Origin of the sequence: Salipaludibacillus sp. HK11, assembly GCF_047795645.1 — a bacterium.
Taxonomy (GTDB): domain Bacteria; phylum Bacillota; class Bacilli; order Bacillales; family Salisediminibacteriaceae; genus Salipaludibacillus.
Genome location: NZ_CP181045.1, coordinates 4,250,388 through 4,271,330, shown reverse-complemented (window position 1 = coordinate 4,271,330; position 20,943 = coordinate 4,250,388). Strand labels below are relative to the sequence as shown.

The 20,943-nt window shown below is 40.8% G+C and carries 19 protein-coding genes, 11 tRNA genes and 1 rRNA gene; 2 read left to right on the top strand and 29 right to left on the bottom strand.

The genetic code is table 11. The features are described from left to right. Positions 1 to 269: 269 nt before the first annotated feature. The 13 genes from ACM26V_RS20345 to ACM26V_RS20285 all read right to left on the bottom strand — a co-directional run bounded on the left by ACM26V_RS20345 (position 270) and on the right by ACM26V_RS20285 (position 3,994). Positions 270 to 1,836: ribosomal RNA gene (locus ACM26V_RS20345) — 16S ribosomal RNA — on the bottom strand. A gap of 157 nt (positions 1,837 to 1,993) precedes the next feature. Then, positions 1,994 to 2,070: transfer RNA gene (locus tag ACM26V_RS20340), tRNA-Ile, on the bottom strand. Positions 2,071 to 2,137: 67 nt separating this feature from the next. Continuing rightward, a tRNA-Gly gene (locus ACM26V_RS20335) sits at positions 2,138 to 2,211 on the bottom strand. A gap of 37 nt (positions 2,212 to 2,248) precedes the next feature. Beyond that, positions 2,249 to 2,325: transfer RNA gene (locus ACM26V_RS20330), tRNA-Pro, on the bottom strand. A 51-nt stretch (positions 2,326 to 2,376) separates the two neighbouring features. Further along, a tRNA-Arg gene (locus ACM26V_RS20325) sits at positions 2,377 to 2,453 on the bottom strand. A gap of 12 nt (positions 2,454 to 2,465) precedes the next feature. Continuing rightward, positions 2,466 to 2,551 (bottom strand) — tRNA-Leu (locus tag ACM26V_RS20320). Positions 2,552 to 2,585: 34 nt separating this feature from the next. Next, a tRNA-Leu gene (locus ACM26V_RS20315) sits at positions 2,586 to 2,670 on the bottom strand. A 7-nt stretch (positions 2,671 to 2,677) separates the two neighbouring features. Then, positions 2,678 to 2,753, bottom strand: a tRNA-Asp gene (locus tag ACM26V_RS20310). A gap of 25 nt (positions 2,754 to 2,778) precedes the next feature. Beyond that, positions 2,779 to 2,854, bottom strand: a tRNA-Val gene (locus ACM26V_RS20305). An 89-nt stretch (positions 2,855 to 2,943) separates the two neighbouring features. Continuing rightward, positions 2,944 to 3,018 (bottom strand) — tRNA-Glu (locus ACM26V_RS20300). Between the two features lie 13 nt (positions 3,019 to 3,031). Next, positions 3,032 to 3,122: transfer RNA gene (locus ACM26V_RS20295), tRNA-Ser, on the bottom strand. A 4-nt stretch (positions 3,123 to 3,126) separates the two neighbouring features. Beyond that, positions 3,127 to 3,201: transfer RNA gene (locus ACM26V_RS20290), tRNA-Asn, on the bottom strand. A 319-nt stretch (positions 3,202 to 3,520) separates the two neighbouring features. Beyond that, complete coding sequence (locus ACM26V_RS20285) at positions 3,521 to 3,994, bottom strand: SprT family protein (protein ID WP_416148597.1); 474 nt, start codon at positions 3,992 to 3,994, stop codon at positions 3,521 to 3,523. A 150-nt stretch (positions 3,995 to 4,144) separates the two neighbouring features. On the opposite strand from ACM26V_RS20285, the gene cmpA reads away from it, so the two are divergent. Further along, entirely contained in the window at positions 4,145 to 4,264 is a 120-nt protein-coding gene (gene cmpA, locus ACM26V_RS20280) for a cortex morphogenetic protein CmpA (RefSeq protein WP_416148596.1), read from the top strand. Between the two features lie 184 nt (positions 4,265 to 4,448). Here the strand turns inward: cmpA and ACM26V_RS20275 are convergent, their stop codons facing one another. The 15 genes from ACM26V_RS20275 to acpS form a co-directional block, all read right to left on the bottom strand. Further along, positions 4,449 to 6,629, bottom strand: a complete 2,181-nt coding sequence (locus ACM26V_RS20275) for a Tex family protein (protein ID WP_416148595.1) — start codon at positions 6,627 to 6,629, stop codon at positions 4,449 to 4,451. Positions 6,630 to 6,802: 173 nt separating this feature from the next. Next, positions 6,803 to 7,408 carry a PP2C family serine/threonine-protein phosphatase gene (locus ACM26V_RS20270; RefSeq protein ID WP_416148594.1) on the bottom strand — a complete coding sequence of 202 codons (606 nt, stop codon included), beginning with the start codon at positions 7,406 to 7,408 and terminating at the stop codon, positions 6,803 to 6,805. Continuing rightward, positions 7,408 to 8,211: an RNA polymerase sigma factor SigB gene (sigB, locus tag ACM26V_RS20265; protein WP_416148593.1), complete on the bottom strand. Its 804-nt coding sequence runs from the start codon at positions 8,209 to 8,211 to the stop codon at positions 7,408 to 7,410. The genes ACM26V_RS20270 and sigB overlap by 1 nt, the downstream gene beginning before the upstream one ends. Then, positions 8,171 to 8,665, bottom strand: coding sequence for an anti-sigma B factor RsbW (rsbW, locus tag ACM26V_RS20260; RefSeq protein WP_416151930.1), 495 nt, complete (start codon positions 8,663 to 8,665; stop codon positions 8,171 to 8,173). The genes sigB and rsbW overlap by 41 nt, the downstream gene beginning before the upstream one ends. Positions 8,666 to 8,667: 2 nt before the next feature. Continuing rightward, complete coding sequence (locus tag ACM26V_RS20255; protein ID WP_416148592.1) at positions 8,668 to 8,991, bottom strand: STAS domain-containing protein; 324 nt, start codon at positions 8,989 to 8,991, stop codon at positions 8,668 to 8,670. A gap of 62 nt (positions 8,992 to 9,053) precedes the next feature. After that, complete coding sequence (locus ACM26V_RS20250; RefSeq protein ID WP_416148591.1) at positions 9,054 to 10,067, bottom strand: PP2C family protein-serine/threonine phosphatase; 1,014 nt, start codon at positions 10,065 to 10,067, stop codon at positions 9,054 to 9,056. A 21-nt stretch (positions 10,068 to 10,088) separates the two neighbouring features. Continuing rightward, positions 10,089 to 10,490, bottom strand: a complete 402-nt coding sequence (locus ACM26V_RS20245) for an anti-sigma regulatory factor (protein ID WP_416148590.1) — start codon at positions 10,488 to 10,490, stop codon at positions 10,089 to 10,091. A gap of 3 nt (positions 10,491 to 10,493) precedes the next feature. Then, positions 10,494 to 10,850 carry an STAS domain-containing protein gene (locus ACM26V_RS20240; RefSeq protein WP_416148589.1) on the bottom strand — a complete coding sequence of 119 codons (357 nt, stop codon included), beginning with the start codon at positions 10,848 to 10,850 and terminating at the stop codon, positions 10,494 to 10,496. A 14-nt stretch (positions 10,851 to 10,864) separates the two neighbouring features. After that, complete coding sequence (locus ACM26V_RS20235; RefSeq protein ID WP_416148588.1) at positions 10,865 to 11,689, bottom strand: RsbT co-antagonist protein RsbRA; 825 nt, start codon at positions 11,687 to 11,689, stop codon at positions 10,865 to 10,867. Between the two features lie 180 nt (positions 11,690 to 11,869). Next, entirely contained in the window at positions 11,870 to 12,220 is a 351-nt protein-coding gene (locus ACM26V_RS20230; RefSeq protein ID WP_416148587.1) for a type II toxin-antitoxin system PemK/MazF family toxin, read from the bottom strand. Between the two features lie 4 nt (positions 12,221 to 12,224). Next, positions 12,225 to 12,497, bottom strand: coding sequence for a CopG family ribbon-helix-helix protein (locus ACM26V_RS20225; RefSeq protein ID WP_416151929.1), 273 nt, complete (start codon positions 12,495 to 12,497; stop codon positions 12,225 to 12,227). A gap of 210 nt (positions 12,498 to 12,707) precedes the next feature. Then, positions 12,708 to 13,898, bottom strand: a complete 1,191-nt coding sequence (alr, locus tag ACM26V_RS20220) for an alanine racemase (RefSeq protein WP_416148586.1) — start codon at positions 13,896 to 13,898, stop codon at positions 12,708 to 12,710. Positions 13,899 to 14,030: 132 nt separating this feature from the next. Next, complete coding sequence (locus ACM26V_RS20215) at positions 14,031 to 15,158, bottom strand: LolA family protein (protein ID WP_416148585.1); 1,128 nt, start codon at positions 15,156 to 15,158, stop codon at positions 14,031 to 14,033. 53 nt (positions 15,159 to 15,211) lie between these two features. After that, positions 15,212 to 16,744, bottom strand: coding sequence for an NAD(P)H-hydrate dehydratase (locus tag ACM26V_RS20210; RefSeq protein ID WP_416148584.1), 1,533 nt, complete (start codon positions 16,742 to 16,744; stop codon positions 15,212 to 15,214). A gap of 65 nt (positions 16,745 to 16,809) precedes the next feature. Next, on the bottom strand, positions 16,810 to 17,175 hold the full coding sequence (gene acpS, locus ACM26V_RS20205; protein WP_416148583.1) for a holo-ACP synthase: 366 nt from the start codon (positions 17,173 to 17,175) through the stop codon (positions 16,810 to 16,812). Positions 17,176 to 17,325: 150 nt separating this feature from the next. Between acpS and ACM26V_RS20200 the strand changes: the two genes are divergently transcribed. Further along, on the top strand, positions 17,326 to 18,093 hold the full coding sequence (locus tag ACM26V_RS20200; RefSeq protein ID WP_416148582.1) for a rhomboid family intramembrane serine protease: 768 nt from the start codon (positions 17,326 to 17,328) through the stop codon (positions 18,091 to 18,093). A 1,109-nt stretch (positions 18,094 to 19,202) separates the two neighbouring features. Here ACM26V_RS20200 and ACM26V_RS20195 read toward each other — a convergent pair. After that, on the bottom strand, positions 19,203 to 20,888 hold the full coding sequence (locus ACM26V_RS20195; RefSeq protein WP_416148581.1) for an ABC transporter permease: 1,686 nt from the start codon (positions 20,886 to 20,888) through the stop codon (positions 19,203 to 19,205). Positions 20,889 to 20,943 lie beyond the last annotated feature (55 nt).

The following is a 20,943-nucleotide window of genomic DNA, read 5'->3' as shown; positions in this document are numbered from 1 at the left end:
GACGTGTTGCTCGGTCTTTCTTGGCTTTACATTCTAAGACACTCGGTTCACTCTTCCACGAATCCGAAGATTCATTTCTGTGTCAAACCGGTGATTCATTCATTTATCGTTATCCAGTTTTCAAAGGTCAAAGCACGGCAATTATGTGCTGGTCATTCTCTTCTTTCTTCCATTAGAAGAAAAGAAGTCTTGAGAGTATAACCTCTCAAAACTAAACAAAAAGGCCAAAGCGAAGTTCGATTCAATAAGTTGAGCTTAGAGCTCCTTAGAAAGGAGGTGATCCATCCGCACCTTCCGGTACGGATACCTTGTTACGACTTCACCCCAATCATCTGTCCCACCTTCGGCGGCTGGCTCCAAAAGGTTACCTCACCGACTTCGGGTGTTACAAACTCTCGTGGTGTGACGGGCGGTGTGTACAAGGCCCGGGAACGTATTCACCGCGGCATGCTGATCCGCGATTACTAGCAATTCCGGCTTCATGCAGGCGAGTTGCAGCCTGCAATCCGAACTGAGAATGGCTTTATGGGATTGGCTTGACCTCGCGGTCTTGCAACCCTTTGTACCATCCATTGTAGCACGTGTGTAGCCCAGGTCATAAGGGGCATGATGATTTGACGTCATCCCCACCTTCCTCCGGTTTATCACCGGCAGTCACCTTAGAGTGCCCAACTGAATGCTGGCAACTAAGATCAAGGGTTGCGCTCGTTGCGGGACTTAACCCAACATCTCACGACACGAGCTGACGACAACCATGCACCACCTGTCACTCTGTCCCTCGAAGGGGAAAGGCTAGTCTCCTAGCTGTTCAGAGGATGTCAAGACCTGGTAAGGTTCTTCGCGTTGCGTCGAATTAAACCACATGCTCCACTGCTTGTGCGGGCCCCCGTCAATTCCTTTGAGTTTCAGCCTTGCGGCCGTACTCCCCAGGCGGAGTGCTTAATGTGTTAACTTCGGCACTAAGGGCATCGAAACCCCTAACACCTAGCACTCATCGTTTACAGCGTGGACTACCAGGGTATCTAATCCTGTTTGCTCCCCACGCTTTCGCGCCTCAGCGTCAGTTGTAGGCCAGAAAGTCGCCTTCGCCACTGGTGTTCCTCCACATATCTACGCATTTCACCGCTACACGTGGAATTCCACTTTCCTCTCCTACACTCAAGTCTCCCAGTTTCCAATGACCCTCCACGGTTGAGCCGTGGGCTTTCACATCAGACTTAAGAGACCGCCTGCGCGCGCTTTACGCCCAATAATTCCGGACAACGCTTGCCCCCTACGTATTACCGCGGCTGCTGGCACGTAGTTAGCCGGGGCTTTCTCGTGAGGTACCGTCAAGGTGCCGCCCTATTCGAACGGCACTTGTTCTTCCCTCATAACAGAACTTTACGATCCGAAAACCTTCATCGTTCACGCGGCGTTGCACCGTCAGGCTTTCGCCCATTGCGGATGATTCCCTACTGCTGCCTCCCGTAGGAGTCTGGACCGTGTCTCAGTTCCAGTGTGGCCGATCACCCTCTCAGGTCGGCTACGCATCGTTGCCTTGGTAAGCCATTACCTTACCAACTAGCTAATGCGCCGCGGGCCCATCTCGTAGTATGAGGATTGCTCCCCACTTTTACATTCAAATCATGCGATTCAAATGGTCATCCGGTATTAGCTCCGGTTTCCCGGAGTTATCCCAGTCTACAAGGCAGGTTGCCCACGTGTTACTCACCCGTCCGCCGCTCATTCCACAAGCGTCACCCCGAAGGGATCTGCTTGCTTCCTGCGCTCGACTTGCATGTATTAGGCACGCCGCCAGCGTTCGTCCTGAGCCAGGATCAAACTCTCCGATAAAGTATGATGACTTTTCATCAAGTTTGATGTCCATGACATCAAAACCAAACTTTCGTCTGGCGTTTCTTGCTTGGTGTTACTTTGACGGGATATTTAAAATATCCCACTTCGCTTGGCTTTTTGTTTAGTTTTCAAAGGTCAGAATGATGCATTGTTATGGTGGGCCTGAGTGGACTCGAACCACCGACCTCACGCTTATCAGGCGTGCGCTCTAACCAGCTGAGCTACAGGCCCTAAAGCAACATTAATTACTATAACATGTAATAAAATAATAATGCAATAGTTTTTTGAAATAATTTATTGGAGCGGGTGATGGGAATCGAACCCACATCATCAGCTTGGAAGGCTGAGGTTTTACCACTAAACTACACCCGCAGATAAAATTGCACTTACTTTTCTAGTAAAGTAATTATGGTCGGGAAGACAGGATTCGAACCTGCGACCCCTTGGTCCCAAACCAAGTGCTCTACCAAGCTGAGCTACTTCCCGACAGTTATTTAAAATAAACGGCGAATCAATTCAATGTAGATTGAATTTAAATGGTGCGCCCTGAGAGATTCGAACTCCCGACCTTTTGATTCGTAGTCAAACACTCTATCCAGCTGAGCTAAGGGCGCAAAAAAATGTTTTGGTGCGGTCGAGAAGAGTCGAACTTCCACGGGATTTCTCCCACTAGGCCCTCAACCTAGCGCGTCTGCCATTCCGCCACGACCGCTCAAACATAGCAACTCTTAGTTTCAAATTGAATTTGGTACGGGTGAAGGGACTTGAACCCCCACGTCCGAAGACACTAGATCCTAAATCTAGCGCGTCTGCCAATTCCGCCACACCCGCATATTTATGGCGGTCCCGACGGGATTCGAACCCGCGATCTCCTGCGTGACAGGCAGGCATGTTAACCGCTACACCACGGGACCATAAATATAATATATTCTATTAAAATGGTGGAGGATGACGGGCTCGAACCGCCGACCCCCTGCTTGTAAGGCAGATGCTCTCCCAACTGAGCTAATCCTCCACGTTTTCATTTATATAAATTCACTTCATTATCGAGTAATGATATATAGTAAGTTTTAAAAACAATACAATATCTATTAAACAAGAATTTGGTGACCCGTACGGGATTCGAACCCGTGATACCGCCGTGAAAGGGCGGTGTCTTAACCACTTGACCAACGGGCCATAAAAAAGTCACTGGCGGAGAAGGAGGGATTTGAACCCTCGCGCCGCTCACGCGACCTACACCCTTAGCAGGGGCGCCCCTTCAGCCACTTGGGTACTTCTCCTTAATGGCTCCACAGGTAGGATTCGAACCTACGACCGATCGGTTAACAGCCGATAGCTCTACCACTGAGCTACTGTGGAATAATGGTTTATTAACAAAAGCTAAGAATCTCTTCGTCACCCTTGTTCTTTCAATCCTTCACTTACGTCTGTGTAAGCTGCAGCCTTTCTTTTTCTTGCTTCCTCGGCCTTTTTATTTCTTATTAATAAATGGTCTTGAACTCAAAAAGAAATCAGCCAATTCTCTATGCTAAAACTGTCACCGTATCAAACAAAATACTAACTATTTTGTTGTTAACGACGTACTAAATTTTAGCCTATTGAGTAAATAATGTCAACAGCTTTTAACGTCATCCTTTTGTAAGCGACTTTTATACTTTAACATATTGAAAAACCACCGTCAATCTTTTTCTAGTGTCATACTTTTTATTTTTTCTATCCTACCTTTACACTTCCCACAGACATATCTTTTCGTATTAAACCTACGCCTTCTGTGAAATTCCACTCCACATTTTTTACAGCGATAGAGATGCATCGTCTTTATTTGATTATGACTATTAGGGATTGTTTGGCAATGACGACTTCCCCCTACTTTTGCTAACAAATATTTAAAGTCATTATCTTTGTGTTGATATCCTTTTCCTTCTATATGTAAATGATAATGGCACAGTTCATGTTTAATAATCTTAACTAACTCATCTTCACCATGATGTTCTAATTGTTTTGGATTAATTTCAATATGGTGACTATGCAATGAATATCGCCCACCTGTTGTTCGCAATCTTTTGTTAAAAAAAGCAGTATGCTTGAATGGCTTATGAAAAAACTCTTCTGATAATCTTTCAGTTAGTAATTGTAACTGCTCGTCAATCATTAATTACACTTCCTTCATAAACAAAATCATCTCATCTTTTTCATTCGATAAAAGTTTTACTAACTTAGACAACTATATCAACATACACTGTTAATATTACAGCGGTTCAGTCTTTTAGAACAACAATAAAAACAGAAGGGAGGAATAACCTTGCCGTCTTGGTTAAAATCACAACTGCAAGAGGCATATGATAGAAGGGACTTAAGAAGAATTCTCGTACTAAACCAATGTTGGTTTTATTATAAAAACTCAAATATAAGTTCTGATTAATTTAATAGTTTTAGATATACCTAATAATTAGAAATTTTTCCATTCATATAGTATCTAGTATACATTATAAAAATCGTATTTTCGCCTTCAAGCCCTATGCTTTTTAGTCAATTCATTACCGTTACAAAATATTCAAAAAGAAGTCACGCCCAACATTCCGTTTGGATGGTGACTTCTTTTGTCTTTACTGCTCTTTAGGCTGAAGCATCGTTAAAGCGACTCGACCTTTTTTTAAATCTACATCTTCGACCCAAACCGTTACAACGTCTCCAACAGAGACAACTTCCATCGGGTGTTTGACGAATCGATTAGCAAGTTTTGAAATATGAACCATCCCATCTTGCTTCACACCAATATCGACAAAGGCGCCAAAATCAACGACGTTCCGAACCGTCCCTTCCAATTCTATGCCTTTTGACAAGTCTTCCATTGATAACACGTCTGTTTTTAGCAGCGGTTTTTGTACATCGTCACGAGGATCTCTTCCTGGACTTGATAGCGAATCAAAAATATCTCGTAACGTTGGTAATCCAATGTCATATTTTTCGGACATTTCATTGACATTCACTTCCGCTAGTTTATTTTTCACTTCTGTCGTTCCGATTTGCTCTAAAGAAATATCTAACTCTTTCATGATCTTTTTCGTTACTGGATAACTCTCAGGATGGATCGACGTTTGATCGAGCGGCTGCTCCCCACCAAGTATTCGAATAAAGCCTACACTTTGTTCATAAGTCTTCAACCCTAGTCTAGGTACCTTTTTCAATTGTATACGACTCGTAAATTTCCCTTCTTCTTCTCTTCGTTTGACGATGTTATTCGCCACACTTTTCGATAGGCCCGAGACATATTGAAGGAGTGAAGACGAAGCAGTATTCACATTAACACCAACTCGATTAACTACCGTTTCTACAACGAAAGTCAAGCTATCATTTAATTTCGCTTGTGCAACATCATGCTGATACTGCCCTACACCGACTGACTTCGGATCAATTTTAACGAGTTCGGCCAGTGGATCTTGAATCCTTCGAGCAATAGAGACAGCACTCCGTTCTTCCACCTGTAAATCTGGAAATTCTTCCTTCGCTAGTTTAGAAGCTGAATAAACACTAGCGCCCGCTTCATTTACAATAAGATATCCAACAGTTTTTTCATCTACTTCTTTTAACACGTCAGCAATAAACTGTTCCGTTTCCCTAGAAGCTGTTCCATTTCCAATTGCTATCAACTCAATATCGTATGCTGAGATCAATTTTTTTACCTGTTTCTTCGCTTCATCCACTTTGTTCCATGGTGCAGTTGGATAGATCACACCTACCTCAAGCATTTTTCCTGTGTCGTCTACAACCGAGAGCTTACATCCCGTTCGAAATGCCGGGTCAACACCTAGAACGATACGTCCTTTCAAAGGCGGTTGTAGCAACAAATTCCTTAAGTTTTCCGCAAAAATATGAATCGCCTGTTCTTCTGCTATTTCACTAGCTTCTTTACGAATCTCCCTTTCAATCGAAGGTTGAATTAATCTCTTGTATCCATCTTCTATCGCCTCGATGAGTGCAGATTTTGACACAGTCTGTTTCCCATTAATAATGTGACGTTCCATCCATGTTAGGATTCGATCAATCGGTGCTTCAATAGATACCTTAAGTACATTTTCTTTTTCACCGCGATTCAGAGCCAACACTCGGTGCGGAACAATTTTATGGACTAACTCTGAATATTCGTAATACATTTCAAAAATGCCTTTCTCATCTTCCGCTTTCGCTTTCTTTTCAGACAGCATTCTGCCTTGTTTAAAAGTCATTTGACGAATTTGGTTACGAATCACCGCATCATCGGAAAAATATTCACTCATTATATCTTTAGCACCTTGAATCGCTTCTTCTTCATTATGTATTTCTTGTTCTTCGTTGAGATATTTCCTTGCCTCTTGTTCAATGCTACCTTCTTTTGGAAGAGACATCATCCATTGCGCTAAAGGTTCCAACCCTTTTTCCTTTGCTACTGTAGCCTTTGTTCTTCGTTTTTGTTTATAAGGTCGATATAAATCCTCTAATTCCTGAAGCTTCGTTGCTTTAGTGATATCCGCTTTCAATTCAGGGGTTAACTTTTCCTGCTCATCAATTAACCTAATCACTTCTTCTTTTCTTTTCGCTAAATGTGTACCATATTCCCATCCTTCTAATATCGCACGGATTTGTTCCTCATCCATTCCACCTGTCATTTCTTTCCGATAGCGGGCTATAAAAGGAACCGTATTACCTTCTTCCGACATTTCAATAACACTTTTTACACGATTTTCTTGTAAATTAATTTGTTTTGTTACAAGTGCTAAAATTTCTTTTTGTTTCTCATCCCAATCCATAACATCGCCTCCATTTGAATTCCTATCCGATATGGTTATTATCACACTACTAAATAATTATACTGGAACTGAATCCACATTACTAATTCACTTTAGATCATAACAAAAAGCCGAGCCATCGATATTGGAGCACTCGATAGTTCGGCTTTTTCTAGCAATGTATAAGTCCATGATTATCGATTTACTTTCCCTACTAAAATTGTTGTATCATCGTTAGAATCCACCATAAGATCGACTAACCTATCAATCATTTTCCTAGGCGTCTCGAATTTATGGAATATCGAATGATATAACGGATCAAAAATTAACCCGTCAGAATATACAAGGAAAATCGTATCTTTTTCGTAAGGTATTTGCTGCGTTCTATATTTATTCTTTTTCCCTGATAAATATCCTCTCGTTGGAACTGGACGATACATTTCACCCGAAGGTTTATAAAATGTACACGAAATATTACCAACATTAGTATATTCAATAATTCCTGAACGAAAATCAAATTTTAGGATTGTGATTACAACTCCACGCGTACCACCTAAAACACGATTACACCGATCCATTAAAGTTTCCGTATCTAAATCATGAGCTGATTTAATAACAGACATAGCCGCTTCCGAAGCATCCATCGCCCCTTCACCACTACCTAATCCATCCGCTACAGCACATAATACATAACTGTCGGTTCTTACAGTATAGAAAGCATCACCAGAACACCAATTCCCCTGTTTTGCTGTGTGATAAATACTAATATCTACTTCTTTTAAATCTTGGTGTTCCATCATTATAAACACTCCGATGGTTCAATACGTATAGATTCACGCAATTTTTGCAGAGCTCTTCGCTGCAATCTTGAAACATGCATTTGCGAGATCTCTAATTTCTCTCCAGTTTCTTTTTGACTCAAGTTTTCAAAATATGTCAGTTGTAATATTTGCTTTTCACGTGTTGTGAGAACTGTAAATGCCTTTTCAAGCAGAAGTTGTTGATCGGTCTGTTCGTATCCATCTTCTTTCGAACCGACTAAATCAAGCAAGGTAACTGCACTACCCTCATCGTCCGCTTCAATCGATCGATCAACCGAAAGCGCCTGATAACTTTTCCCCATCTCCATCGTTTCGAGAACTTCTTCCTCTGACACTCCGAGATGGTCTGCAATTTCTTCAACTTGGGGTGAACGTTGTAATATCGTTGTTAATTCCTCAACCGCTGCTTTGATTTTTGGTCCTAATTCTTTAATTCTTCGAGGAACATGAACACTCCAAGTTTTATCACGAATAAATCGTTTAATTTCACCAACAATTGTCGGTACGGCGAACGATTCGAAACTACGTCCAAAATCAGGGTCAAACCTGCGAAAAGCTGCTAATAACCCAATCATGCCTACTTGAACAAGGTCCTCATCATGACGCTGACCTCTTGAAAACTTCCTAGCTAATGCGTGAACGAGATTTTCGTATTCAAGGACAAGCTCCGTTTGAAGTTCGTCATCATTTGTTCGTTGAAATTCAGCAATCAATTTTAATACTTCTTCTTTATGTTTTGCTTTATTGTTGGTCAGGGATTTCTTCTGAGATTCCTTGGGCATTCGGTTCCACCTCATCTCCTTGTAGGAACTTTGTCATGATAATCATCACACCTGTTTCTCCACGGATCTCAACTTTATCCATCAATGTGTCAATTAAAAAAAGTCCAAGGCCACCTTCCTTTAACTCCTCAATAGACTGATCTCCTCTTACAGGTCCACGTTCATTCGATAATTTATCAACATTAATTGTTCCGCCCTTATCTGCCACAGTAAGTTCTAATCTGTCTTCAAAGACAGCAAAACGCAAATGCATGTTATTATCTGTTTGGTTAACCTCATATGCATGGTTCACCACATTAGTACATGCTTCAGCGACTGCAATTTTTATGTCTTCAATATCATCATAGGTATACCCTAGGCGGTTTGCCACACCTGATACAGTCAGCCGAACAACACCTACATACTCAGGTTTAGCTGGAACTTTCATCTCAATTACATCTGAGGTATGGGTCATCACTATGCTTCCTCCCTTTCCTCAATATCAATCACTTCGTTTAGACCAGTAATTTCAAATAAACGCTTCACTCTGTCATTTAAACCTGTTAATTTCAACGTGCTTTCAGATTTCTCGGTAGACTTTAATACGCCAATGAAGATACCTAACCCCGTGCTATCTATATAATTAATTTCAGTTAAATTAACCACTAATTCAGTATTCGTTTTTTCCGCTAAAGGAGTTAACGTATCCTTTAATTTCGAAGCAGTATATACATCAACTTCTCCTGAAAGATAAGCAATGTTTCCAGTTTCAGTTTCTGTTACATTAATCTCTAAATTCATCTTTTCCCCTCCTAATTATACGTTCGTCTACAGTTTTTACATATACCTCTTATTCCATTCTTCTAAACCTTACGACGTAAAATAAGTAGAGTGAAATCATCTCGTAATTGGAATTCTTGAGCCTTTTCTAATTCATGAAAAATTTCATCAACAATTTTTTGAGCTGGTAAATGCTTGTATTTTCTAATCATCTCTACAATTTGTTCACGTTCGATAAATTCTCCGTCAACACGACATTCTGTTACACCATCTGTTAATAACACAATAAAATCGCCTACATTTAATTGTAATTGATCTTCACGATACGTCACTTTTCGCGAGACCCCAAGAACAAGCCCCTTTGCTTCTAAGCTTCTAAAACTGTCTTCCTCTGCATCATAAACAAAGCCAGGCTCATGCCCTGCACTGGCATAGTAAAACTGAAAATTCTCCGGATTATAAAAACCATACATCATTGTTATAAACATGTCCGAATCAATGTTTCTTTCTACCACTCTGTTTAAACTCTCTAATAATGAGCCAGGTCGACTTCGTTTCTCCGGTAACGTATCCATCGCATATTTGATCATCGACATCGACATCGCTGCCGGAACTCCTTTCCCTATCACATCCGCTACAGCTACTCCTACATTTCCATGTTCATCAAGAGCATAATCATAATAGTCTCCGCTCATTTTTCCAGCAGGCACACTGATAAAACCTAAATCCACCGAATCGAGATTGATTTTCCCACTTGGCAGAAGTGACTTTTGCATCTCAGCAGCAACTGTCAACTCCGATTCAAGCTGTTGCTGACGGTCTCGTAGACTTTGATGCTCCCTGTAAGCGAGGCCATAACCAATCATAACCTCTAGTAGAATATCAAACGAATCCACCACTTCCTCTGGAAGATCCTTTGCCAATTCTTGAAATACAGTCAGATGAAGACTGACCGTTTCCTCTGGAGACATATCTTTTTCCATCATTTCCTTGCTAAATTGCTGAGCATGATACAAGGCATGTTCACTTTTACTCGCCAAATAACTAGTTAACATGTCTTTATATAACTGATACATTGATATCTTCGTCTCTTCCAAGCATTAGCACCTCCCTAGCGACTAGCGAAGCCACTTAATTGCCGTAATCGATGTTCCGGCATCCATCTCAGAATCAATATCGAACTCATCCATCAATCGCCTTACTCCGGGAAGTCCTGCCCCAAGTCCTCCTGAAGTTGTGAAACCATCCTCCATTACTCGACGCAAGTCTTTGATCCCAGGCCCTTCATCTACAGCGATGATTTTGATTCCACGTTTCCCTGAAGATGTGACTTCTTCTATTTGAATTTGTCCTTTATTTGCATATAAATATATATTTCTAGCTAGTTCAGAAATCGCAGTTGTGATTCTCGCTTGATCAACGGAACCAAACCCGATTTCTCGTGCAAGCTTTCGTCCCGCTTGTCTTGCAGCGACAATTCCCCACTCACTGTGGATATCTACATGGGTTTGGACTTGCATATATCAACCCTCCAATTCGAGTTGGAGTCTATCCAACCCTTGCTCAAGGTCCAATGCTGTTGGAACATCATCTAAAACAATGCCCATATCGATCAACGTAATTGCGACGGCCGGTTGGATCCCTGTTAGAACAACTTTCGCTCCCATTAAATTGGACATATCCACGACATCACCAAGGACTTTTGCAATAAATGAGTCGATCATTTCAACAGAGGTTAAATCGATGACAACACCTTTAGAACCTTCTTGATGAATTTTTTCCAGCACATCCTCTTGGAACTGGAGGGCTGTTTGGTCGTCCAAGTCCACTTGAACAGATATTAATAAATAATCATGCAATTTTAAAATTGGGATTCGCAAAACCAGTTCCTCCTTTATTGTTCTATTTCAACGATTTGTCGCTGCGTTAATTCCAGCGCTGATTCAATTCCTTTTTTCATCGTACTTTTTGTCGGAAACTTTCCAAGATCAATCCCGAGATTAACAATTGTTTGAGCAATTTCAGGTCGAATCCCAACAAGGATACATTTCGCTCCAACTAACCGCACGGCTTCCGATGCTTGAATGATATGATGCGCAACCATTGTATCAACAACTGGAACACCTGTAATGTCTATCAACACAACTTGAGAGCGATGTTCGATGACTCCATCTAGAAGGTTTTCCATAATCAATCTAGCTCGTTCTGTGTCAATCGTACCGATTAAAGGCATGACGCTAATATTATCAAAAACTGGGATAAGCGGAGCTGACAGTTCTTTAAGCGCCATTTTTTGTAAAAATACAGTGTTTTCCCACGAACCAGAATATTGATTTACTAATAGGTTGACAATATCATCAATCCAGTCTTCAATTTCTTGAAAAAACTCGATGCTTTTACAGTAATTTTCTCCTGTAGTCGACAATGATTCGACTGTCGTCTTGCGAAACTCTTGCAACCCTCGAGTAATATAATTTAACGGCCATCCTAATTGAATCAATCGTTCCGCAAACTGAATGAGGTCATCCTTAAACTCATGTTTTTCTTTCTCAATTGTAAGAGTTAATTTGTCAACAAATTCACGATTTGTTTTCTCATACATTGAATCTGAAATGTTTTGCAGCAAATCATCTGATCTAAATTTTTTTATTTCCACTAACCACGATTCCATAATTTCTTCTTTATGTTCCAATATAATATCTCGTATAAAAGGATTCATCCAGTCTTCCCCCACTTTAGGCAATAGTTATGCTATTATTATTTCACTGTTTTAAATAGATTGCAATCTATCAAAATTTTTTCTCAATCTTTTCATGCCTTCCCATTAATGTCCATTCCTCTAGTAAAACAATAAATAAAAGCTACTTTAATGAATAAAGTAGCTCTGTTTCGATGATGATCAAAAGTCAATTAAGCCTAGACTAATATTCAACGCGTCATTCACTTTTAACATCATGTCATCATCCAGATGGGTAATTTTATCAGTCAACCTCTGTTTATCAATCGTACGCACTTGTTCTAGTAAAATGACTGAATCACGATCAAAACCATACCGCTTTGCATTAATTTCAACATGCGTCGGCAATTTGGCTTTTTGAATTTGTGCTGTTATCGCAGCTACAATGACTGTTGGACTGAATCGGTTTCCAATATCATTTTGGATAACCAAAACTGGCCTCACCCCACCTTGTTCTGAACCAACTACGGGTGAAAGGTCTGCAAAATAAACGTCACCACGTTTTACTATCAATCCTTTACACCCCACTTACTAGGCGATCCACCGTGTTTTCAGCCTCCTCTTCCGCTAAGAAAGACTCGGTTGCAATATTTAAATTGATTTTCGCCATTTCCATGTAACCTTGCTGCATCGTTTCACGAATTTGCTCTTTCTTTTGTTCTTGTAAATAAATTTTCGTAGCTTTTTGAATGACGTCATTGCGATTGACAGCATCCCCGTCAGTTAACGCATCCAGTTCATTCACCAGATGTTGTGGTAAATTAACCATAATTTTTTTTGTGTTGTCCATTGACACAAAAACACCTCCGCACAGCTATCGATCAATTTTTAATCCATTATTATCATATCACTTGCAAAGTAGCATTGCAAAGTGACTTTTGATTCTTTTTAATACCTTTCGACAAAATAAATGAAAAACCTTTATTTTTTTGTAAAAAGCTTTAGTTTAACGTTTACTTATTAGCAAATACGCTCCATTTCAACAGTATGCCGTAACCCTTCACTCTCCGTTGACATCTATTACTTTATTATGAACTTGCATAGGTTGACCATCCTTCATCACGACTCGCGGAACCCGTGAACTAATCACACATGGAATTTCATAATTAATTGTGTTTAATCTAGTTGCGACTTCATCAATAGTTATAAAATCATCGCCATTTTTTCCTATTATTGTGACAATTTCCCCTTCCGAAAAAGGTTCATCAAGATGAATCATCATTTGATCCATACATATTTTCCCAACAATTTTAGCACGTTTCCCTCGAACGAGTACATCGCCTGATTGGTTTGCTCGAATCCAACCATCCGCATATCCAATCGGAACCGTCGCAATCCATTCTTCCGATTGCGTTTTATAACTAGCACCATAGCTAATCCCTTCGCCTTGAGGTAGTCTTTTAATGTGCGTGATTTGACTGTGTAATGAGAAAGCTTCTTTGAGCGGAACATTCACATGATCCTTTATCTCTGATGAAGGCGACAATCCGTACATAGCAATTCCTAAACGTACTAAATTGTAACAGCGATCCCCATACCTTAATGCCGCTGCACTATTCCCACAATGTTTTACCGCAATTTCTGTGCCGTATTCCGCTTCGAAGTCACGAATCATTCGCGAGAATCGAGCTTGTTGTATTTCAAAATAACTCATTTCTAACTCATCAGCCGTTGCCAAATGTGTATATAACCCTTCAACTTCAAACTGGTCTGTCGTCAATAGTGCATGAATAAGCGCTTGTCTTTCCTCGATCGTCCGAATTCCGATTCGTCCCATACCAGAATCTATTTTTACATGACATTTGACTTTTTCTATAGAACCTATCGGCAAGTAATGCTTTGCTTTCTCCACCCACTCCCCTTGAAAAATAGTTAAAGTTAAGTTTAATTCCAAAGCAATTTGAACATCTTCCGGACGACTATAACCAAGCACTAGAATCGGTGCTTCTATTCCCGCCTCTCTTAATGCAATTGCTTCATCAAGAATGGCAACGCCTAAATAGGTTGCTCCAGACATAAGTGCCTCTTTTGCTATATCTACCGCTCCATGACCATAGCCATCCGCTTTCACAACAGCCATTACCGCAACGGTTTTAGGTAATCCACTTTTTATATTTTTTACATTTTCAGAAATGGCATCTAAATCAACTTCGACCCATGTGTCTCGATAAAAAGGATGTAATTCTCTCACACGACGTTCCCCCAAATATAGTTTGTTTCATTACTATTAAGTTCCTTTCATTATTAAACTTCTTTATCCTCTATGTCAAACCAAAAAAATCGCGCACGACGTTCGTTATGAACGTCGTGCGCAATTCCTTTTTTATTTTTCCTGTGTACCGTATACACTCCTTGCCACCGCTGCTAAATTTTCTGTATCCATTGTATCTGACACAAGGAAGAAATCTGTTCCTTCGTAAGACCATGAAACAGATTGGTGATCGCCTTCCTTAGAAAGGACACCAAAGGTAAACCCTAGGTCAATCGGCTCTCCCGTTGTTAGTTCAATCGGGGTACTCGCTTCAATCACTCTACTCTGTTGTTGAATCAACGTAAAAGGTTGGTCCCCTTCGTAAGACAAAATTACCTTTATCCCACTGTCTGTCACAACATCTTCTGAGTGAGAAAAAGTTGTCCCTTGTGGTTCATACATCGGATATAATACGGAGAAATTATTATCTTCATCCGTTGTATTTTCATCAATTGCATCACCTTCATCAACTTCTTCATTATTTTCAACATTATTCTCATCATTATTTTCATCATTGTTTTCAACTTCATTTTCACCTGTCATCGTCGGAACATCCATTTGCAGCTGTGCCCCCTCCATGTTTCGATCCATATCGAAATCATCTTCCACAAACGAAGCATTTAACTCAAAGTTTTCGAAGGTCACTTCCACGAGAACGGAAAGTTCAGCATCCATCACTTGAACAGAAGCAGGTGTTAAGTCTTTCTTATGAAGCATCACTTCTTGCTGATTTAGATTTTTATTTGTATAGTTCGTATTTGTCTGAAATCGATAATGATCCTCAGAAGCTGTAAACACTCTTTCTGGATCTGTTAAAATATCATTGATCAAAGACTCATAAAGATAAACTTGACTATTGTTTTCAGGCCAGTCACTTTGAAATCTAAAACTCTTGTTTAATGCTGGCGTTAAAACAAAGACGCCTTCTTCGTTTCGTAAAATAATTTGACTCTGGTCTTTTTCAACGTGACTGAGAACAACTCTGTAAGCCATTGGGCTTTGGTGCCACACTTCCACTTCGTAAACTTGGGGCTCTTCCCCTGTCTGCAACGTCATCGTCGCATTCGCCTTATAGCCTGTCAGTTCATTTGACCTTTCTTCTAAATCGTTTATAACATCCTCCTGGCTCTTTTCACCACAAGCTGTCAAGATCGCAGTAAAAGCCACAACTAAGATTAACAAGGACATGATTTTTTTCAATTTGCTCAACCCCTCTGTGTCTTTTCGACGACAAAGGAGGGGGATAGCATGTATTAGTAACGGTAAGATCTGAGCACCCTCGGCAAAGAGTGAATTAAATCTGACGCTTTCACACTAAAAATATCGTGCGTTTCAATCATTTTATCCGCCAACTTCCCGTGGATATGCACAGCATTGCAAATGGCGTCAATAACAGAATGCTGTTGAAGTACAAGGGCTAAGATCATTCCTGTTAACACATCTCCAGAACCACCTTTTGCTAATGAGGCGTTGCCTGTTGTATTCACCCACTGCTCGCCCACCGGCGTCGTCACTATCGTGAAAGGGCCCTTCAAAACAACATACATCTGATACTTTTTGGCAAAATCTAGTGTGTATTCAAATCTGTGTTCCTCTACTTCCTTAATTGTCCGTCCAGTCAATAAGGCCATCTCACCAGGATGTGGCGTAATAATCGTTGGCCCTGACCTCGGTTCCTCGCACCATCTATGAAGCTCGTTAGACATATGATACAAACCATCTGCATCAATTACAACTGGTCCATTAAACGATCGCAATGCTTCATAGATTGGTTTAGAGATATTTCTACCCATGCCTGGCCCAATAGCAATTCCATCATACTGAATATAAGAGATTTCCTCTTTCAAGACATCAGACCTGATTTCACCTTCAGCATCCGGCAACTTCATAAATGTACTTTCCGTTAGTTTTTGCGTAACAATAGGGTGAATACAAGCTGGGATTGCCATTGTCGCTAAACCAGCCCCAGCCCTTAAGCAAGCATCAGTCGTCAAAACCGGGGCTCCAGTCATTTCCTGAGTCCCGCCGATAATTAGTGCACGTCCTGCTTTTCCTTTATGAGCATCAGCAGGTCTTTTAGCTAGTGTCGTTCGAACTCGTTTCTCCGTAATCAATTGCCTTTGTGGAGCAACTTCTGTGAAGGCGATCTTTGGTATCCCAATTTCTAGGGTATGGACTTCCCCAAAATGTAGTGCAGACGGATATACGAACGCGCTAAGTTTAGGAGCCTGAAACGTGAAAGTTTCATTCGCAATAACTCCATAAACTTCTGCTTCCCCTTCAGATGATGGGACTCCACTCGGAATATCAACTGAAATGATTCTCTTTTCTGACTCATTGACAGCTTTAATTACGTATGCATAGGGTTTTCTCAAATTTCCCTTCACACCTGTCCCCAACAAGGCATCAATGATGACGGAACAAGTATTTAACGACTCTCGGAAACCGATACTATTAGCTTCATATTCGATAAATGAGTATCCGCACCGCTTAAAGATATCCATATGGAACCTAGCAGTGCCTTTAACCCTTTCCACCGGAGGAACAACCCAAATCTCAAATTGAAATCCTTTTTCAGCTAAAAGTCGGGAAATAACAAATCCATCTCCCCCGTTGTTTCCTGCGCCAATCAACACGATCACTTTCTCATCAATTGAAACTGATGTAAGAAGGTGACGGACAAATGCCTGACCTGCATTTTCCATTAATATTTCTTCACTCAAGCCGAGTTGATCCATGGTATAACGATCGATTTGGTGCATTTCACCACCCGTTACCACGTACATGTTTCTGTCCCTCCCATCCGCATTAACACTATATGAGGTCGTCCACAACAATATGCAGACTTGTCTTACTTGCCCTCAATAATCACTTGTGCAGCAGCATATTCCCGCGTATGTGTAATCGACAGATGATTAACATTTAAATCATTATTACATTTCAAATTTTCTATTCGTGGTTTACCTGTTGCGTCTGTTCGCACTTCCATATCTTGAAACGAAAGGTCTTTGCCAATTCCACAGCCCAGTGCTTTAGAATAGGCTTCTTTAGACGCAAATCTCCCTGCTAAAAATTCAATTTTACGCTTATCCGAAAGCGTTAAAAATGTTTGTCTCTCACTATCAGTCAATATTCTCATTGCAAATGCTTCGCGCCTTATGTAGGCCGACTCTATTCTTTTTAAATCTACAATATCTAAACCTATTCCTTTAATCATGTATTCACCTCATTTAACGTTAGTATTATCTTACCATTATTTATTTCATTGAAACCTGAATAAAGTCAATTATTTCAAGTGATATCGATAGTCTTCAAATTAGATCATATGCTAAAATGAAAGGACTTATTGAAGAAGAGGTGTTCAACCATGTTCATTCGAAACGAAAGCTTTGAAAGTTTTATCAAGTCATATAAAGTCGTCACAACACTAGTACTCATTCACATCTTTTTTTATATATGGTTAGACTGGTTCCCCTTTTTGGGAGGAGAAGAAATTCGTTTTTTAGGTGTAGGGCAAAATATCATGATTGCGATGGGGGAGTATTGGCGAATAATTACTCCAATATTTCTACATGGTGGACTTATGCACATGTTATTTAATTCATTTTCACTCGTATTGTTCGGCCCTGCATTGGAATCGATGCTCGGCAGAACGAGATTTATTATCGCCTATTTATCTACAGGTATATTAGCTAATATCGCCTATTTTTTCTTAGGAGATGATCTTCGCAGTCACCTAGGTGCTTCTGGAGCAATTTTTGGTTTGTTCGGCATCTATGTCTATATGGTGCTTGTCCGAAAAGATTTAATCGACCAGGCAAACTCTCAATTAGTGATGACGATCGTCGTGCTCGGTGTTATTATGACTTTCATAAACCCTGGAATTAATATTCTTGCTCACATCTTTGGATTGATTTCTGGTATGGTAATAGCACCACTCGTTCTAACAGGCGTTCGACAATTTCAGCAGCAAAGACCTATTCATGATCCAGACAATATCGGTTTCGACCCAAACCGTTGGAAGAGAAGGGCTAAACTTAAAAAATACTTGGTCTTCTATATTGTCGGCGCTTTAGCAATAATGATTGCGTTTTTCTGGTTCGTATCAACCTTTTTACTACCACAATTGTATTAATAATGAATTAATAGGTAGCAGACGACATGTCGTTTGCTACTTTTTTGTTGTGTCACCCTTTTAGGGGAACAACAAGACGAAATCACTTGTGACCCTTTCTTTCCAGAAATATCTCACATGCGGGCACAACAAGCTGCTCCTTCTTGTTACCCTTCCTTTCCAGAAATAGCTCGCATGGGTTACAAGCTGCCTCTTCTTGTGACCCTTCCTTTCCAGGAATAGCTCGCATGGGGCACAAGACGCTCCTTCTTGTTACCCTTCTTTTCCAGAAATAGCTCTCATTGGGCACAAGACGCTCCTTCTTGTTACCCTTCCTTTCCAGAAATAGCTCTCATGGGACACAAGACGCTCCTTCTTGTTACCCTTCTTTTCCAGAAATAGCTCTCATTGGGCACAAGACGCTCCTTCTTGTTACCCTTCCTTTCTAGGAATAGCTCGCAATGGTCACAAGCTGCCTCTTCTTGTGACCCTTTCTTTCCAGAAATATCTCACATGGGGCACAAGACGCTCCTTCTTGTTACCCTTCCTTTCCAGGAATAGCTCGCAAGGGTCACAAGCTGCTCCTTCTTGTTACCCTTCCTTTCCAGGAATAGCTCTCATTGGTCACAAGACGCTCCTTCTTGTTACCCTTCCCTTCCAGAAATAGCTCGCAAGGGTCACAAGCTGCCTCTCCTTGTGACCCTTTCTTTCTAGGAATAGCTCGCAAGGGTCACAAGCTGCTCCTTCTTGTAACCCTTCCTTTCCAGAAATAGCTCGCATGGGGCACAAGACGCTCCTTCTTGTGACCCTTCCTTTCCAGAAATAGCTCTCATGGGTTACAAGCTGCTTCTTCTTGTGACCCTTCCTTTCCAGAAATAGCTCTCATGGGACACAAGACGCTCCTTCTTGTTACCCTTCCTTTCCATATCCTCTCGCCTTGGGGCGCAACTCGCCTCCTCTTGTCTTGCGATCCTTCCTTCCCAAATTGACTCACCAAAGGGATCAAACACCCTCCACTCGTAACCCTTCCCTTTCCAAAATGTGCTCCACCCATCTCATATCATCCATTTTTTAAAATAATTCCTCAAAACAAATAGACGCCTCTTCTCAAGAAGAGACGCCGCTTTTTATTAATATTTTCTTAATAAGTAATGTAACGGAATAATCGATACGAGTACAATGAGCAAAGCCCCTGGTGCTGCCTGATGATAAATCGCTTCAGAAGCTTCATAATAGACTCTAACAGCAAGCGTATCAAATCCAGGTGGCCTGAGCATTAATGTTGCTGGCAACTCTTTAATTGAGCTCACGAATACGAGCGCTCCACCAGCTAAAATACCAGGCATTATTGTTGGAATAATAACCTTAATCAGGACTTTCCAAGCTGGATAACCCAAACTTCTAGCCGCTTCATCCATTCTAGGGGAAACTAGGCTCAATGAAGCTTCTCCTGCCTGCATGGCCTGAGGCAGGAATCTCACTACAAAAGCAATCGCAATCATATAAAAGGTATTATAGAGTGCTGGTATATGATTATTAAAAATAAATACCATGCCTAAAGCGACAATCACACCCGGCAAAGCGTATCCCGCGTAACTTAACTTATCAATCGTTTGTGAAATAACGGAAGGATGCCGAGATTTCAAATATATCACTGGCGTTGCTAAGGCCATACAAAATAGCGCAGCTAACCCAGAGACTTTAATACTGTTCCATGCGAAACCGAAGAAACGTTCATCAATCGTCCCCATACTTGCTCCGATTACCGTCCAATAGACGAGAACTGCAATAGGTAATACGACAGCAATAGTAAATACAGAGAATACAAACATAAGCGCCCAAGGCTTCCATTTCCCTAAAGAAAGTGTATCTGGTTCCTTGAAAGTATTCGACGTTTGATAGAATTTATTTTTCTTTCTTGTGTAAGACTCGATCCATAAAATCATGATTGTTAATAAAATCAATACTAAACTAAGCACCGAAGCCGAAGGAATGTCAAATCCCGCCCTCTGATAATAAATCGCTGCTGTAAACGTGACATACCGCAACATCGCAATTGCACCAAAATCTGACAATACATAGAGCGAAATCAGAATAGCTCCTGCCCCAATAGAAGGTCTTAATAATGGTAAATTAACCTTGAAAAATATTTGAGCTGTAGACATCCCTTGAGATCTGGCCACTTCCTCATAATTACGATTCATTTTTTTCAAAGAGGCACTTGCGATTAAAAATACGTATGGATACGTGAACATCGTTAAGACAAAAAACACGCCCCAAAACGAATAGATATTAATTGGAAAATCCCCGAAATTATTTGTTAACCAGGTAGAGTCTCTCCAGAAGCGAGACACCCATCCGCTCGGTCCAAAAACAATAATATATGTAACAGCCCCTACGTAAGGAGGGATTACTAAAGGTAACGCCATTAGCCATTGCCATAGTTTTTTTCCAGGTAAGTCAGTTCGAACGACAATCCACGCAAGGGAGACTCCGATTACAACAGCCAAGAACGTTACAGCAGCTGTCAGCGATAAAGTATCCCAAAGGAGTCGTGGAATTCGATCTCCCATGAGGCGCATCCAACTATCAGCACCTGCAAAAATTGATCGCCAAATAACATACCCAATAGGTAAAGACATAATAAGTGCAACAAATAGGCCAATAAGAAGTAATACCGAACCCGGGGGATTCCCCTTCCAGATATCTAACCATTTCCGGTTAATATAACGGAGAATGGTTGGGGATTTTTTATCCCCAACCTCGGCATTTTGTTGAATATTTAATTTGTTTTCTTTCTCATTGTCCTGCTTCATATGTCCGCTCCTAAAAAACTTCGGTTACTGCCAAAAATATAAGTTAATCCGCGAT